This window comes from Alicyclobacillus sp. TC (assembly GCF_016804365.1).
GTDB classification, from domain to species: domain Bacteria; phylum Bacillota; class Bacilli; order Alicyclobacillales; family Alicyclobacillaceae; genus Alicyclobacillus_I; species Alicyclobacillus_I tolerans.
Genome location: NZ_CP044434.1, coordinates 2604663 through 2621792, shown reverse-complemented (window position 1 = coordinate 2621792; position 17130 = coordinate 2604663). Strand labels below are relative to the sequence as shown.

The window sequence follows — 17130 nt, the reverse complement described above, 5'->3', positions numbered from 1 at the left end:
AATCATACCTTTCAATTACTGGCTGGAAAGATTAAGAAAGCAGTGGCGACTTCTCTTTCACCTAACACGTCTGTCGGTTGATTGACAAGTTTCCCATTATACATCATTGTACTCGATGAACCGCCGTCTAAATTGGCAGCAGTAACAGCTCCAAGTCGCAACATTAAATTTTGCATTTGCAGAAGTGAGGCGCCAATGTCGTTAGGGCCGTGAATACCTCGACCATCCGTCACAATAAAAATTAATGTTCCATCAGATTTTTGTCCAATTACGGTTCGTGGCGCATATCCCCATCCACCATTGCCGTTTTTGATCATTCCTTGTCCATTTTGAACAAGCGTAGGTCCAAAAGTCAGCGCCTGCGTTACATGCAGTTTTTGCAATTGTGACAAGGTGTATGGGCCAGTGATTAATTGACCTTCGTTGGTTAAGGCAATGACGGTTTGGTTACTGGATTGTTGATCGGTAATGACTTTTCCGTTCATAATTGTAATACCTTGAGGTGATCCGCCAGTTCCCCGCCAGTGCTGGACATCCTGAAAAGCTCCGCCGTTAATGCCGCCGATAGCATGATAATAGTTCAACATTTCGCTTAATGTCATGCCAAATTTACCAATATACTTGGTGACTCCCACTCGAACACGGGTCGGATCAGGAATCAACATAATATCGGCAGTGTAGGTGCTGCCGTGATAGGTCTCGATACGGACAGTAGTCGTTTTAGAATATAGAAAATTTTCTCGCACGACATGCGTTGATGCTTGTTGGATGTCGCGAAGATGAGGCTGTGCCGACTGAATGACTTTTTCAGGAAGTGTATCTAAAGCCAATGGTTCAAGTAAATATCCATGCATGGTGGTTTCCAGTGAATCAATCACATATTGTCGAACTGCTGGAAATGGCCCATGAAAAAGTAAAAGGGAACCCAGCACAAACGCGTACACAACCGCCATCATGCTGTATAAAATGAAACGGACGGCACGTTTTACAAACATAGGATAACGCAACTCCATTTCCTAAAAGTCGAGTTTCATGCTTATCGAACAGATAAAACAAGAGAGAACCATGTTCTCGAGTCGCTCTTAGGGCAACACCCCTTCTTCAGGTTGCTTGTAAGCAAAGGAGTGCAGCCAAGCAGTTGCTTGAAAATGATCGGAAAGCCACTGACTTTGAGGGAAATATTCATGGTGCATCTCAAAATAAGCGTTAAAGAGTCGATGCGCAATATGGGACGCCGTAGTCGTACTTGCTCCACCGCCGGGAACCATTACGGCAATAGCAATCTGTGGATGATGATAGGGCGCAAAAGCAATGGTCACAGAATCGTCTACGCGTTTGCCATTCAGCACAATTTGTGCAGTTCCCGTTTTTCCGGCTGCATGGTAGGGCGATCCGGCAAATCCTCCTTGATACAGCAAACCGCCTGGAGCATTGGCCATGAGATACATGCCTTGATATACAGCGTGTAAATCTTTAGGATTGAGTTGAATGCGAGCCTGAACTTTCGGATGCATAGTATAGATAGGTTTGCTGCCTGGTGCTCCAGGCACTTCATTGGCCGGGTAAATAGCTTTAAGGATATAGGGTTGATACTTCACGCCTTTGTCGGCAAGTGTCATTACATATTGGGCCATTTCAATCGGTGTAAACTCTTGGGACTGTCCAATATCAGCAAATGCCAAGTCTGGTAAAGCACCCCAGTTGTTGAAGTACCCATATTTTTTCATACTTGCCTCTGCTTTGAGCAAAGGGTAAGACACTTCTTCATAATTTTTCTTTGTGTCTTCTTCGTAGAATTGTCCTTTGACTTCTCCTGGGAGATCGATACCCGTTAATTGACCTAGTCCAAACTTGTATTCCCATCCAAAGATGGTATCCAACGCTTTAACAAATCGAGTTTTCACCCATTGTGTATAGGATTCGTGATTCGGATAGTGCTGGTTGGTCCAACCGCCTAACCACATGCCTAGTTGATAAAAGAAAGTATCGTCAGAATGCTCAAGGGCTAGCACTACATTGACAGGTCCAAAACCCGGAAGATACCAATTGTGGAAGATGCGGTTACCAATCTTCAGATAGCCTTTATCATCCACTATCGTATTGGGGGTAATCGTACCCGTCTCCAATCCTGCAAGCGCATTGGCAGGTTTGACAGCCGAACCAGGGTATTCAGGGCTTTGAATCGCGTTATCAATCAAGGCTGAAGTTTGGTTAAGATATTTTTCATGTTTCATTAAGTTTCCATCCACAAACCAATTTGGATTGTAGAATGGGTAACTGACCAAAGCCAATACGGCGCCTGTTTTGACGTTTAAAACTACGGCAGACGCTGAATTAATTTCATATCGCATCACATCGTCTCGTTGAATAAAATCCGAAACAATCTTTTGCGCCTCTGCTTGATAAGCCGAATTGATGGTAAGTTGGATATTATCCCCGATTGAGGCGGGGGTAATAGACCCAAACTTTTAACACTGCCATTACTGTGTATGAGATACTGCTCATATCCAGCTTTTCCTTCTAAGTATTTGTTGTACTCTGCTTCGATACCCGTTTCACCGACTGTTTGGTTATTTAAATAATGGAGTTTGTTGACATAATACGACTCATTTTGTGGGGTAATAGGTCCCACGTAGCCGAGAATGTGTCCGGCCAAGTCGCCTAGTGGATATTGGCGTACATAATCCGTTTGAATCTCAATACCGGGGAGTTGATGATGATGTTCAGAAATATAAGAAATGGCGGTATAAGATAAATTTTGTGCAATTCTTACTTGCGGGGATAACGGACTGGTGTTCATTTTTTGTAAAAGTTTCTGAACTGTCGTATGAAAGATGGGAGCCAATAATTCAGCCATTTTTCGATAATCTTGGTGCACATGGGGTACTCTGGCCAGATAGGCATCATAGATATATTGATCGCGTGCAAGTATGGTGCCATTACTGCTGTAAATATAGCCACGTGAAGGTAAAACGGGAGTGGAGACAACCGCTACATTGGAGGCATCCGTTCGGTATGTTGCGCCTTGCACAACTTGTAAATAACCCATTCGTAAAATCAAACTGGTAAACGCAAGAGTGGTCATGCCGGAAATAAACCAAAGTCGGCTGGCTGGCATTTTTCTCCTAGTTTTGGTCGATCTCTTTTTTGCCATAAGCTCCTCCGCGTTTTAAATAGGAAGATAAAAATACAAATCAATGAAGCGACACTTTTATCATAATCAAATTTGCATTGAAAATGGTGAGTCAAGAAATGAACATTTTTAAAAACATCTTTTTATCTTAATGGATTGGCTGTTATGATTGGATAGTCTTGGTGCCAGGAGAATAAAGTGTTTGAAATGTATCCTCGATGGATAAGAAAGAAATGTCATTGGGAAACCTAATAGCAAACTTTTGTGAAAAAAATATTGCAAGCATGCACAAGTTTACTTTGGGTTTTAAATTGTGAGGTTGATTCTTCCATAAGGCTTCGATAAGATCGGGTCAGCAAGATAATATAGAAGTTAAAATATTCATATCTACAACTGATTGCTTGGTTTAGCCAGGACTGAAAGAATAAGATGGTTTCGGGTGACGCGGCGTGAGGAGGTCGTCTTTGTGAAAGTTTATATCGTTTATGACAGTGAAAACGGCCATACAGAAGTTTTAGCTAAAGCGATTGCAGAAGGGGCGCGCACTCAACCGCAGGCAGAAGTGTTTTTGCATCATGTCCAGGATGCCAACCCGCGTGATTTGACGGAGATGGACGCTATTATCTGGGGGTGCCCAGGACACTTTGGCACTATTTCGTCTGGACTGAAAGCGTGGATAGATCAATTAGGGCATCTCTGGGCAACAGGCAAATTGGTGGGCAAGGTGGGTGCAGCTTTTTGTACCACTGCAACTGTTCATGGGGGCATTGAAATGACCTTAATGAATTTACTGACGCCCATGTTGCACAACGGTATGATTATCGTTGGCTTGCCAGGCAATGTGCCGGAAAACGTATTGTACGGAAGTTATTATGGTCTTGGTGTAACTTGCCCAGTAGAAGAAGATGCTTCAGCTCCTATGAATGCACCAGCGGAAGAGTTTTTAGTACTCGGTCGCGTCCTTGGAAGACGTGTGGCTGATGTGGCGGGGAAGTTATTTGACCATGCATAAACCATGGTTTACAGCAGGAACACTGCGTATGGGCGGATGGGGGAAGAGAGCATGAATTTTCTGGTTATTTTTGTGTTGGCAGTTGTTGTCATTGGCATTCTTTTGATTTTCTTTAATTGGCGTGCGCTGGATTCCAATTCGGAAAACTCTCAGGGAAAAAAGGAGAACCGAGCTTCGGAAGCTATGAAAGTTGAAAATTCTGGTCATGCTCCTACAACAACCGACCGCCCACCGCTTACAGAAGAAGCGGCAGAGAACCTTGAGGCAACCGCGTCGTTCATTTCTCGTGAAGCTCCGCGAGAAGAACTAGAACCTTCTCCCGAGCGCAAACCAGTTATGTCGGGTAGCAGTGATTCTTTTTATCGAGCCGCGTTGCGCTCCATGGCAGAACAGAAGAAACAACAGCCAGAACCTATTGCAGAAAATCAAACGGAAGATCAACAGGAGCGGTAAATGTCATCACGCGAGGAGTACAACGGAGTGGAGAGGGTCTTGCTCTGTCCGCATTGTAGCGCAAAAAATCGCGTTAAACTGGAAGCTGTGCAAAGGGCTCGTTGCGGAATTTGCCATGAGCCTTTATCGGATTCACTCTATCAAGTGCTTGGAGTATCAGCTTCCGCTGGCATGCCAGAAATCAAACGAGCGTATCATAAGCAAATTCTTGTCTGGCATCCAGACCGCCATGCAGGAGACGAATTGGCAGCCAAACGCTTTCAGGCATTGCAGGAAGCTTATCGTATTTTAAGTCATCCAGAGAGACGTGCCTCGTATGACCTGGCTCGCCAGGCAGAAATGGAGAACTGGGCCAAAGATTCCCGCTCCTTTGAACATATGAAGAAAGAGGCAGATGAAAAAAAAGGCTCAACTCAAAATCCGCTGCCTCCTAAAAATCATCATCATGAAACGCCTATAGATTCATGGGATGTTCAGACTTCCATCGGGTTTGGGTCAGTCACCTACGGTTTGTTGTTTTTAGGAGCGGGTATTTTACTGTTTATTATTTGGGCAAGCCTTCGTACATCAAGTTCATGGGATGTTTCCTGGATATTGTGGACAAGCGCAGTTCTCGGTGGCATCGGCATATTAAGAATTCTTCTCTTTCTGTGGGATGAGTGGTCAAATCAAGATCCCTCGTCGAAATCGCGAGGATAGACGAAAAATGTGAAAAGTGGAAAGCGCCTGCATCTCAGTTCAATGGAGATGGCAGGCGCCTTTGTGCGTATGGGCAATTTTTACTAACTCTATGGTTATTGCTGCTGTGTCAAACTAGCCTGATTGGTAGAGATAAGCCCCGTTTCCATTTGTCCTGTCAATTGATTGGCAAATTGAATGGTGATATAGCCTTGGCTATTGGGCGCTGGGTTATTGCATACCACAAAATTGCCCGCATGTAACTGAGTCAACACTTGGCTCGGATTGGAAGCGTTATACACGGTTACTTCTGTGTTGGTTGAAGTTGGGTCAGGCACGGTAATGCGATATACATTCTGTAACTGTATATAATTGGAGTCTACCCAACCGTACCCGGCCAGGTCATACCATTCAGTGACAATGCCGCCAGCCATTCCTTGTTTCATCTCTTCAACTTGAACAGTGGCGCCGTTTTGTAGCATTTGCGGTGGAGCAGGGTTAAACATTGCCCACATACTGTAATCCCACTGTCCATTGACAGGAAGGTTGTGGGATTGTTCAAATTGGTCAACAGCAGCTTGTGTATCCGGTCCGAATTGTCCGTCTACCGTAAGATTAGCATTGTCTACTTGATTCAGATACTCCTGTACGGAAGCGACATTGCTGCCAAAGGATCCTTCAGAGAGTGTGCCAAAAAACATGTTCGATTCGCCTTCGCCCATCGAACTGTAATAAGGCAAGCCGTTATAATCGGGATCGGCCACAACCTTGCCCACGGCTCCATTCATCAAAAAGACAGGTTCTGTTGTAGACGCAGGTTGTGGAGGGTTGTCATTCGGCGTGTACTGTACATAGTCATTGACTGAGCTTCCCAGAGATGTGGCAAATTGGTTCATTAAATTGCCAATGTCTGTCGCCCAGTTGGGATCGGTTGCGTAATTGACGTTCATGCCAGTCAGGGTGGGTGAGACGTAAAGCGAGCCGGACGGATCGAGATAGTTGTTGCGTACTTCCCAAGCTTGGAAACGAATGGCATACGCTTCACTCGGGAACATGCCAGCATCATTTCCTGGATTGCTGTCGTATGCTCCGTAACCAAACAAATTGTTTTTCGCAAGCGCGATTTGGCTCTTACCCCAGGCACTCTCTAAAATTGCGTGCGAGACAAGATAGTTTGCGTCTACACCGTAAGTATTCTGCGCCTGCATAAATACAGTTCCTAAGCCGGTCATGGGCGATCCGTTGCTCGACAGGTAGCTGTCGATGCTGCTTGCCGTAACGTCAGAAGGAGCTGGAAAACGCAAATCCACATTGGTAAAGCTCGGTCCGTTATTTGCTGACGTACTGCTGGAACCAGTGTTTGATGAAGTGCCGCCAGCAGAACTGCTGCTTCCTGACGTGTTACTGGAAGGTGGCGGATTGTCGTTAAATTGAAATCCATTTTTTTCTTCAGCTTGTAAAGTGGCTACCTGTAGTTGCTGCCAAGTGGTCTGGTCAACAATACCCGTCACAGGCAAACCAGCGGATTGCTGGAACGCTTTGACCCCTCCCTCAGTCATGGGGCCAAAAATTCCGTCAACGGGTCCTACATTGTCTCCAACAATGTTTAAATCATTTTGTAGCAATTGGACAGTTTGTCCGGTATCCCCGAATTGGGCAATAATGGGATCGTTGCTTGCCGAGTTATTGCTTGTCCCACTGCTGCTGGAACTCGGATCGGTTCCGTTTGAACTGCTGGGCGTTGAGCTAGAGCCTCCCTGTGGGTCACCACTGCTGCCCGATCCTGAACTGGTACTGCCATTCGCAGAGGTACTTGGGTCTGGACTGCTATTCCCTTGCGAACTGCCACTTGGGTTACTCTTGCTGCTTGTGCCGCTGCTCGATGGACTAGTTGCACTGGGAGCAGGAATACTCCATTCACTGCCATTCCAAGTGGTTTGCAAGTTAACGCGCTTGAGCACCTGTTGAATATACCAGATGGGTACGTACGTAGTTGGGCTGTTGGAATCAGGATCGACTTGCACTGAAGTTGGCACAACCAAAACGGCTTGGCCATTCAGTTTGACAATAGCCGTATTGGGAGGAAGGGTTTTTGGCACGGAAGGCAGGTTGGAAAGCTTAGCCGTCATATTGGAAGGGGCTTGCAACGACCATTCACCCGGTTTCCAGGTGCCTGCAATGCCGGCTGCTTTCAGAGCTTGTCCTACGTACCAGAGAGGCATGTATGTTGTACCGTTTTCCACGAAACTATAAGGTGTAGAAATAACATTGCCAGAAAACGATATCGTTTTCTTCACCATTTGTATAGGTGGAGTACTGCTCGATTGGTTATCTGATAATTGCTGAGAAGATGCGGCAGATGAGGCCGATCCGCTAGTAGAACTTGCGCTGTTACCCGTTTTGCTTGTTGTTTGCTTGCTTTGAGAAGACTGGCTGCTTTCAGAGCTTTTGCTGGAAGTTGTGCTGGTAACGGTCACACCGCTACTAGCTTGATTGCTAAGATACCAAGATTTCCCGTTCCATTCGCTTTGTACACCAAATCTTTGCAAAACTTGACTCACGTACCAAATCGGAACGAATTCTACAGCTTGTCCACTGGCCGGATCGACATGAACCAAACCAGGAATGTAGTCAACCGTCTTTTGATTGAGACGAATGACAACTGTGGATGGCGAAAGTTTTTTTGGTTTCTGTGGCAAATGGGAATCGTTGACGGGAACAATGGAGGGTACTTGCAACGACCATACATTTTGCATCCATTTAGAAGAGACACCAATGCTTTGCAAAGCATATTGAATATACCAAAGTGGCATGTAGGTGGTGCCGTTTGCCACGACTGCATACGCTTGTGTAATTTTTTGCTGGTTAAAATAGATGGTTTTGGCGTGACTGGAAACTGTCATAGACGATGCGGATGGCTGGGTGGCTGCCTCCACCGTGTTGACCGATGCGGCTAGCATGATGACGGCCGGAAGACTGACAAGAAGAGATGTTTTTTTCATGACCTACCTCCGATTGCTGGAGTTTGCTGTGAATGAACAGGATTGTTGAATCCTCAAGTTTGGCTCTCTAATCAACAGGGTCGCTGGAAAACAAGAAACTGCGACCGTCGCAAGAAAAATTCTCCAACAGCCCGAGTGCGACATCCTGTCGATTTTGATGGAGTCCGCAAGGCAATTGAGGCGCGTGTATAGCAATAAAATGGAAGAGGTATAAGATTATAGGCTACAGTGGTAGGTTACACGATCCTAGTTAAACTGTAGCAGGAATGGTCGAATCCTGTCAATTTGAATCGTTTTATTTCTGAAAATTAGATAAGAAAAGTTTTATCTTTTACGTCATTGAGCCCTATAGCAAGCCGTGCTATCATCCGAATCAGTAGAGAAAAAGATAAAGAGGCAGATGGGGAAGCGGAATTTCATTCTTTACGGGGGTTAAATTGTATGAAGAAAAATAAAAAAATCTGGCCTGTTTGGGCTGCTGGTGTTATTGCGGCGGCAGCTATTGGAACAGGGATTTATGGACTGCAGCAAATCAAACATCCTCAAACCAACCCTGGGAATATGACGCAAGAACTCAGTTTGCAACCTAGCACGCAGCAGGCGCCGAAGGTGCTGGGGATGCGTAAATTTCCATATCCCTATCAGGCTATGCTCGCCATTTCATCAGATGCAGATCATGAGACGCTGCGCAAATTCAATCTTATCCATGAGTTTATCAATACACACGACATGACGCCTTTTGGATACTATGGCATAGGCATTCCTTTTGCGGATTCTTTCTTTATGTATAACGGCAGTAACACTGACAAAGTTATCGACTACGGTGATGTTCGCAAACCACATGAACTTTCCTGGTTCAAAGGCACCAGTAATCAGCCCTATGCGGCAAGCATATTGAACTACTATATCCACGTAGGCTGGATAGACACGCTTCATTCGTGGGGCGATTTCACGATGAAAGACCCGTTTGAAACTCGTTTTTCACCCGAGCTTGCAGCACAGGCTATTCAAGCGTTGAAAGCCAATGGAGACTACCTTACTGTTTGGACAGACCATGGGAATCAAAGCAATGTAGATGATATGGGGGATTTTGGACTTACGCGGTTTTATCGATATCAACAAGGAGCCAATCCGTGGTCGCCATACTATCATGCTGATATGACCATTCCTTACGGTGTTCGCTTTATTTGGGCGGATGGAGCAAATGACCATTTTGGTATGTCATCCATGATTTATCCTATGCGATTGCCCAATGGCGATAAAGTTTGGGGTTTCTGGAGATACACAAGCAACGGATGGAACCGCTTCGGTCAACCGGAATGGAACTGGACGGTTGGTGATTTGTCGGAGCAGATTACTCGTCAAAAGTTGGAATGGCTTGAGCAACATCATGATTACAGCATTATTGCCCAGCATTTGGAGGCTCTGAACACTAAATTGCCCTTGCCACCGAATGCGATAGATGCTCTATGGTTGCTAGCCGGTCAGTACGACCAGAAAAAATTGCTCATCGCAACCACCAGCCAATTATTGAATTACAATGTCGTACAACAGTATGTCCGCTATCATGTCACTTATGGAGATGGCAAAGCGTACATTCACATCGATGGTGTGGTCGATCCAGTGGACGGGTCGTATATGCCAACGCTTGCAGATATACGCGGGTTAACATTCTATACAACCAATCCGAATAATACGGTGATTGAACTTGGCAACTTGCCGGTGCCAGACAGCCTCATTGTAAGAAATCCGAGTGATGGCCATGCACCGAGTATTGGGATTCGTTGGTTTACATGGAGCACCAAAAACTATGCAATCAATAGTAAATCGGTCTATTAATGTTTATCAGTGATTTTCGGCTGCCAGCAAGGCTTGTCTGCCTTTTGGCAGTTTCTTTTTTCTTAAAATAGTTCTCTAAAAACATGCCAAAGGTGAACAAATATAGGATGCCTAGAATATAAAGTTAAATTTTTTTGAAATGAGGAACAAGAACTGGTACAGACAGTATACTTTTGTGTGAATTTCATGTTAAAGTCAATCTGGACAGTGATTTCCTAGCAATAGCTTCCTTTGCATAATAAAAATGTCGAATCTTGTTGAATGTTGTAAAAATATGTAGAAATCAGGTTGGTTGGAGTAGAGAATCATTTGTCCTCAATCGTTTCGGCATACGGATTAACTTCCCAATTGGGGTGATAAGACTGGACAATCTCTCTTCTCCAAATAGCATGAAAGATGCCATAAACCACATGCTCTCTATATCGGATTTTTCTATTCTCTCTCGATTAACAGAAGATGCCTTCTATATCTGCAAACTAGATCCCTATAAAACTCCAAGTGTGATTTTGGATGTAAATCCATCTGCTTGTTGTATGCTTGGGTATTCCCGAGAAGAATTGATAGGGAAAAGTACTAAAGAAATTGTTCATCCTAATTTGCATAGTCGGCTCTCTTCTTTTTTCGAAACTTTGGAAGAGGCTGTTCCTAAGCAGTACCATTCTGTACATGTTTGTAAGGGTGGTAAATTGTTGACTGTTGAAGTCACAGCACAACTTCTGACTGTTCAGGATGAGGTTTATGCGTTTGCTATATGCCGTGATATTACGCCACAGATTCGTTCAGAACAGGCTTTATATCATCTGGCTTATTTTGATAGCCGGACGAATTTTCCCAATCAAAGTTGGCTACAAGAAAAAATCAGCAGTGTCTTTGGACGTTTGCAAGATGAGAGAAAACTACTGTTTCTTGCGATTTCGTTTGATAATTTTTACATTGTGGCAGATGCGTACGGTTGGAAAATGGCTAACCATGTAATGGAAGAATTGATGTTGCAAGCGCAAACTTGTGATACTGAAATATATCTTGGTCAGTCAGAACGGAACGAATTTCTACTCGTTCATCCGATTCAGGATGAGGAAGAAGCTACAAACTGGGCTGCTCGATTGATGAAAAAATTAGAGAAAAACAATTTTTCACAGACACTTTTATTTCGTCCACGCATTATAGGTGGTCTCTATATCAATTCTATTGTTGAATTAGATGCTTTTGAGAAAATCAACTCAGCCATAGAACGTTCATTAACAGCATTACACTTAGCACGTAGCAGCGGCAAATCTCAGCTTTGTTATCATCCGCAGATGGTCATGGATGTACTTCGTCGTCAGCATTTTTATAATTTGCTCAGAGATGCTATGGATGAAAAACAATTTTATCTAGTATATCAACCGATTTTTGATATCAACCAGAAATTGGTAGCCGCAGAAACCTTGCTTCGACTGAATGGACCGAATGGTGCAATTTCTCCTGCTGAATTTATTCCAGTGGTAGAACGAACAGGCATGATTCATGACTTGGGCGAGTACGTCTTACAACAGGCTTTTCAAGATTTCTCATCGTTATATCGTCAAAATTTGGAGTCTCCATTGATACTTTCGATTAATTGTTCTGTACATCAATTGGAGCATCCGAAATTTTATCCCTATTTATTGAAACTATTTTCTCAACATATCATTCCTCCTTCTCAAGTAAAACTCGAACTCACAGAGACCGTCATGCTCAACAGTGCCGTCCATCTGGAAATGATCAAAAAGCTGAAAGACCTCGGTGTGATGATAGCCATTGATGATTTTGGCACTGGATACGCCTCTTTCACTTATCTGCTCGATATTCGACCGGATGTCATCAAAATCGATCAATCATTTATCCGTAAATTGGCTCAGGTGGACAAGCCGGATCGGGACAATGAGCGAATTGTGGCTTCGATGCTGACACTGGCTCGTCAGCTAGGAATTTCCACTGTCGCAGAAGGAGTAGAAACAGTACCGCAATTGCAATGGCTACAGCAACACGGCGCGATCACTCAGCTAAAATCTTACCGAAAGGGTATCGGCTCACTCAAACAGAAATCTTACCGAAGGGATCGATGTGCGGATGTCCATGCAGAGTCGGCAAGAGTACCTGAGTACGATGCGCGTGCGTTACCTTAAGGCACGCACTAGGCAAGAGAAATCGCAGATTTTGGATGAGTTGGAGCGGACCCTGGGATACGCGCGGAAGTACGCGATTGCCACTATGAAACCCAAACCGGAGCACGATAAACCGCCCGCTAAGCGTACTCGCTCTCTTCGGTATAGGGATGTGATGCCCATCGTTCAAATCGTTTGGGAAGCACTCGACTATCCTTGTGCAGAGCGCTTGCATCCCGTGCTGATGTGTACTGCCGCACAGTTAGCCAATCACGGTGAGGTCAAGCTGACTCAAGAGGCAATCCGTGACTTGCAGCAAATGAGCCGTGCGACGCTGGCCCGTCGTATCGCCAAATGGAAGCGTCCCGGTCCCAAGCACATCCCTGCCGACAGACGCCCGTCCGCGCATCTACGCTCGGAAATTCCAGTGGAACGCTATGACTGGGACGAGGACAGACCTGGTGCGTTGGAAATCGACCTCGTCGAGCACAACGGCGGATCGTCCTTGGGACACTTCGCTTACACCCTCTCCGTCGTCGACGTCGTGACGGGATACAGTAGACGCGTTGCGGTACTTGGCAGGGGCCAGCTTGGTGTCATGGCAGCGCTGGAACGCATACTAACGGAATGGCCATATCCGGTGTGGGGAATCCACAGCGACAACGGCAGCGAGTTCATCAATGCTCACCTGGTTCGTTTCACGAAGGCGAATGGGCTGTCGCTCACCAGAAGCCGACCTTACAAGAAGAACGACAACGCTCACGTGGAGCAAAAGAATCGATTCTTGGTCCGCGAAATCGTAGGTTACGAGCGTTTCGACACTCCAGAGCATGTTCAATGGCTCAACACGGTTTATGCGTGGCTTGACGTATATGCCAATGCCTGTCTGCCCATGCGCAAGGTCATTGAGAAAAAACGTAACGGCAGTCACATGCAAAAGAAATACGACTCAGCAAAAACTCCTTTGCAACGGGCGTTCGATGCTAGTGCCATCCCAACGAACAGCCAAAAGTACTGGAGTGAGTGGGCACAGTCCCTCAATCCACTACAGCTACACCGACAACTGGTGACACTGCTGGCACAGGGACTAGGCGGGGCGAACCTTGCTCCTGCTCCGCTGCCCGCACCGGTTTCCAGGGGGATCGACAACGACAAACGAAACGGCACTCGGGACTCCTATTGAGGCCAAAACATTCGGTCTGTGGATTTGATGGACAACTCTTCAAGTTGCCCACAAGCTCCACAGACACAAAAAAAGGGGAAGCCGCTTCGCTCCTCCCCTCTGGCCTACGGCCATTCACCCCTCCCACTTCAACGGAATCGGGAATGGGTTAGATTTTTAAATGAGTTAGCCATCTCTCTTCGGTAAGATTTTTACGTGAGTTGACACGCACGGCTGCGATTATATACAAGGATATTTGCTAGGCAAACCTATGCCATTTGTTGAATTTGAAAAAGTAGTCAAATATTCGACTTCTGTTTCAGGCAGTATGGAATCGCAAGAAAATATACTGTAATTTTCTCTTTTCCAATTCATGATTTAAGCTAAAAATCAATGGCGCACCGATTTCGGTGCGCCATTATTTCACAACTGGATCGAACCGGAGTGGCTCAAAAAATTCACTAGGGCATTAAGAATCGCAAGTTCGTAAGCAGTGCATAGCTACTATGCAGATTTTGCCGCTCTTTGACAAAAGCCAAAACAGTAGGATTTTGAAGGGCGGGGAGTCCTCCCTGTTGGGCAATTAAAGTTATCATTTTGGCTACGTCTCGAGTATGTTTGTCGCTGTTTGCCAGTTCTTTAGCGGCAAATTGTATGGCCATCTGGTTGTTGCCAATGCCAAGTTCTGCAGTTGCCAGTGAGTCGAAGGTGAACGAATCGAGCACATACGGTTGCATCGGCGGCAGATAGGGCGGCAAATGCTGAACGATTGACAAGTTTTTTTGGTACTGCTGATAGAGTGAGAGAGCAGCAACAAGTCTTTGTCTTGCCACGCTAGGATTACTCGGAGCTTTTTGCATTCCGTCAATGGTGGCGGCGTTAATCGCAAGACTGACATTTGAAGGGAAGAAAGGAGCGTTACGGAAAGCTCGCGCTGCAGCCTCGTAGGCGAGAGAATACTGCCTATCCTCAAAAGCGATGGTCGCCAATTGAGATTGCACTGTAGCGTTATATGGGTCGAATTGTAAAGTTTTTTGCAAAATAGAGATGGCTTGTTGCAAATTCTGTTGGCTTGATCCGTTTGCCAAAAATGCGTTGGCTTCATCTGTTAAATAGGTTGTATTGTAAGGGACTATATGCACGGCTTCAGCGTATAGATTGATGCGTCCCTCTCCGCTGAGTGTGGCATTTGCGTTTCGCACTAAATTCTCTGCGTGGACAGTTTGCGCTGATTGATACAATCCAGCCAGACAAAGCAGACATGTGATTGTCGTTGCCGTTCGCATCAACCAACCATGTAAAGGAACAGAGAATCCTTGTCCAGATAGATGTGATCGCAAGGAAAAAGCAGATCCGACACCGAGGAAAAACAGAAATTCCATGGAAAGAAAGGCAAAATCCCAATCCATCAGACTGTGGGCAAACAGCATCAAAGCCATAACGGATAGTGCCCGTCTGCCAGCAATAGAGACATCTGTCTCAAGAATGGTGCGCCATGGGGCAATCACAGTTCGCAAGAGTGGCCATAAGACGAAGAGCAGGGCACAGATTCCCAAGATGCCAATATTCATTAAGGTGTCCATGAAAAACGAGTGTACCTGCGTGCTGTAATATGGGTAGGATTCTACTCTTTCAAACATGGCCGCCCATGCTCCGTAACCTTTTCCACTGATAGGGTTGTAGGCAAAAATACGCAATCCGTCTCGCCAAAAAATAAAACGTTGTATGACTGACAATTGATGGACATGATAGCTGTGAATCTTGTGTAGAAAACTTTTTGACTTCATAGCGGCTATGCCAAGGATACCGACAATATAGACCGTGGTAATAATAGGTAGAGTTTTTTTGGCAGATAGGAGAACGCTCGTATAGTCTCGAAAGGGAACAGAAAAAGCGAGAACTAAAAAAATTGGCAGTACGATTCCAATGACAAAGGCAATCCAGCCGTTACCAACATCCTGATGCAAAATGGCTGAGCGTAGAAGCGTGTAAGATAAACCAGCTCCCACCCATGCAGCGGCAAAAAAGAGCAGAAATCGCGAACGGGCAACCTGGCTGCCTTCTTGTGTCTTTAGTCCAATCAAAAGACAGATGAGGACAATAACAAAAAACAGTAATGCGCCACGAGAATCAGAAAGAAGCAAGCCAGCAAAATCAAGAGCGGCCATGCCTGTAAAAAACGCGCGCAACATAATCCATCGTGGTGAAAGTGCGCAATACGCCATTAGTCCAAGTCCAATCGCCGTTACAAATGACGCGTACGTGTTATGGTACTGGAAAACAGACGATACTTGCAGACTTGGTGAAAGAGTGATAGCGCTTGGAAATAATAGTTGCCCCCAGCCGTTGGCAAAGCCAATAGCATTGATACCTATAGACGAAATCCCGAGTGCACACAATAGATAAGTTGATGCAAGCGAGAAGTGCCCATAATTACGCATCAGCGCAAAGGGAAAGATAAGCGCTAAAGCATCCAGAGCGCCCTCAACTGCCAGCGGCAGGCTGGCTGCATAAAAAAGCGAGAGGAGATAAAGGATAACATACACAGCAAAAGCTACATCAAACCAACTTAGATGTACGTATAAAGGTTTTTCCCCGGTTGAGGGCTTGTCCACAAACCAAGAAATGATTCGAAAGACAAGATAGAATGAAAGCAGAATAAGCAAAACGAGATCGATATGCGCGTGACCGCGGCTAAAAAAGACGCCATTGTTATAAAAAGGCATCCAGGCAATGAAAGCGGATAGCGCAATCCAAAAAAGATGTTGACTCAAATTTCGGATGCTGGATGACTGCAACGGACAATTCCTCCAATACTGTGTTCGAATCATGTGTATTGTATCACGGGGCAAGGAAAGCTAGATCGAAAAATGTCACATTTTGTTGAAACCGAGCCTTTTTGACTTTGCCCTTTGGACAAGCTCGGTTATAGTAAGAAGGGCTGGAAATGAATCGCAGCCTGTTTTGCATTTCATTAAGCATTCGGGCTAGCAAGCATGGGCTAAGTGTTTCCATACAGAGAAATATTTCTGAGACAAGCCCAAAGCGAGGAGAGGTGACAAGAAAAATGAAAAAACTTCTTTTATCCCTGACAACTGTAGCTACACTCGGTCTAGTTGCTGGTTGTGGCACTGTCAATCAAACGGCCAATCAAGCGGCCAAGCAGGTTCAAAAGACTGCTAACCAGGCCATCAAGACACCCGGAGGAGTCATGGTAGGCGCTACCGCATATTATGGCGCAGCAAATCTTAAAAAATTTGAGAACGCGGCCAAGGCGCAACCTAAGAGCGAGAAGGCGCAGATGGATGCAGGTATTAGTGCTTTTGATAACCAGCAGTTTGAGAAAGCCATCACTTATTATCAGAAGGCGGCTCAATTAAACCCTAAAGACCCAATTCCTTTAAACAATATAGGTAATGTCTATTTCCGGGGGTTGAAACAGCCAAGCCAGGCACTAGCGTATTACAAAAAAGCTACACAAATAGGTCCAACATACGGAGTTGCGTGGCTTAACTTATATCTCGTACAGATACAACTGAACCAAAAACAAGCAGCCAAGCAAACTCTTCAACAGGCTTTGAAAGTAGTGCCAAAATCCAACGCCTACTATTCAGACTTGCAAAAAGATCTGAATTCCCTGAAGTAATGTGCTTTCTATATAGATCGATCCTCCGCAAGACAGTGTCCTAGTTTTGCGGGGGATTTTTTAATTCTAAAAATAGAAT

General features: G+C 45.2%; 12 protein-coding genes. 7 read left to right on the top strand and 5 right to left on the bottom strand.

All coding sequences use genetic code 11. The features are described from left to right. Positions 1-11: 11 nt before the first annotated feature. From FY534_RS12815 to FY534_RS12805, 3 genes are all read right to left on the bottom strand, one after another. Entirely contained in the window at positions 12-995 is a 984-nt protein-coding gene (locus FY534_RS12815) for a phosphodiester glycosidase family protein (RefSeq protein ID WP_238413564.1), read from the bottom strand. Between the two features lie 87 nt (positions 996-1082). After that, positions 1083-2351, bottom strand: a complete 1269-nt coding sequence (locus tag FY534_RS12810) for a penicillin-binding transpeptidase domain-containing protein (RefSeq protein WP_203114785.1) — start codon at positions 2349-2351, stop codon at positions 1083-1085. After that, positions 2351-3154, bottom strand: coding sequence for a penicillin-binding protein 2 (locus FY534_RS12805; protein WP_203114784.1), 804 nt, complete (start codon positions 3152-3154; stop codon positions 2351-2353). The genes FY534_RS12810 and FY534_RS12805 overlap by 1 nt, the downstream gene beginning before the upstream one ends. Positions 3155-3599: 445 nt before the next feature. Here FY534_RS12805 and FY534_RS12800 point away from each other — a divergent pair, with 445 nt between their 5' ends. Genes FY534_RS12800 through FY534_RS12790 form a run of 3 tightly spaced genes read left to right on the top strand, consistent with a single transcriptional unit; the run spans position 3600 to position 5297 of the window. Beyond that, positions 3600-4145 (top strand): NAD(P)H-dependent oxidoreductase, encoded by a 546-nt coding sequence (locus FY534_RS12800; RefSeq protein WP_203114783.1) that lies wholly within the window; start codon positions 3600-3602, stop codon positions 4143-4145. A gap of 51 nt (positions 4146-4196) precedes the next feature. Beyond that, a complete protein-coding gene (locus FY534_RS12795) occupies positions 4197-4598 on the top strand; it encodes a hypothetical protein (RefSeq protein WP_203114782.1) in 402 nt (133 codons plus the stop codon). Next, the gene (locus FY534_RS12790) at positions 4599-5297 is read left to right on the top strand and encodes a J domain-containing protein (protein ID WP_203114781.1); all 699 of its coding nucleotides are present in this window, start codon (positions 4599-4601) and stop codon (positions 5295-5297) included. A 95-nt stretch (positions 5298-5392) separates the two neighbouring features. On the opposite strand, the gene FY534_RS12785 is transcribed toward FY534_RS12790, so the two are convergent. Beyond that, complete coding sequence (locus FY534_RS12785; protein ID WP_203114780.1) at positions 5393-8278, bottom strand: peptidoglycan-binding protein; 2886 nt, start codon at positions 8276-8278, stop codon at positions 5393-5395. A gap of 441 nt (positions 8279-8719) precedes the next feature. On the opposite strand from FY534_RS12785, the gene FY534_RS12780 reads away from it, so the two are divergent. From FY534_RS12780 to FY534_RS12770, 3 genes are all read left to right on the top strand, one after another. Beyond that, positions 8720-10117, top strand: coding sequence for a hypothetical protein (locus FY534_RS12780; RefSeq protein WP_238413563.1), 1398 nt, complete (start codon positions 8720-8722; stop codon positions 10115-10117). A gap of 410 nt (positions 10118-10527) precedes the next feature. Then, complete coding sequence (locus FY534_RS12775) at positions 10528-12264, top strand: GGDEF domain-containing phosphodiesterase (protein WP_238413562.1); 1737 nt, start codon at positions 10528-10530, stop codon at positions 12262-12264. A gap of 154 nt (positions 12265-12418) precedes the next feature. Continuing rightward, positions 12419-13426 (top strand): transposase, encoded by a 1008-nt coding sequence (locus tag FY534_RS12770; RefSeq protein ID WP_238413450.1) that lies wholly within the window; start codon positions 12419-12421, stop codon positions 13424-13426. A gap of 440 nt (positions 13427-13866) precedes the next feature. Here the strand turns inward: FY534_RS12770 and FY534_RS12765 are convergent, their stop codons facing one another. Then, the gene (locus tag FY534_RS12765) at positions 13867-16203 is read right to left on the bottom strand and encodes an O-antigen ligase family protein (RefSeq protein WP_203114778.1); all 2337 of its coding nucleotides are present in this window, start codon (positions 16201-16203) and stop codon (positions 13867-13869) included. 269 nt (positions 16204-16472) lie between these two features. On the opposite strand from FY534_RS12765, the gene FY534_RS12760 reads away from it, so the two are divergent. Then, a complete protein-coding gene (locus FY534_RS12760; protein ID WP_072873277.1) occupies positions 16473-17051 on the top strand; it encodes a tetratricopeptide repeat protein in 579 nt (192 codons plus the stop codon). The last annotated feature ends 79 nt before the right edge of the window (positions 17052-17130 follow it).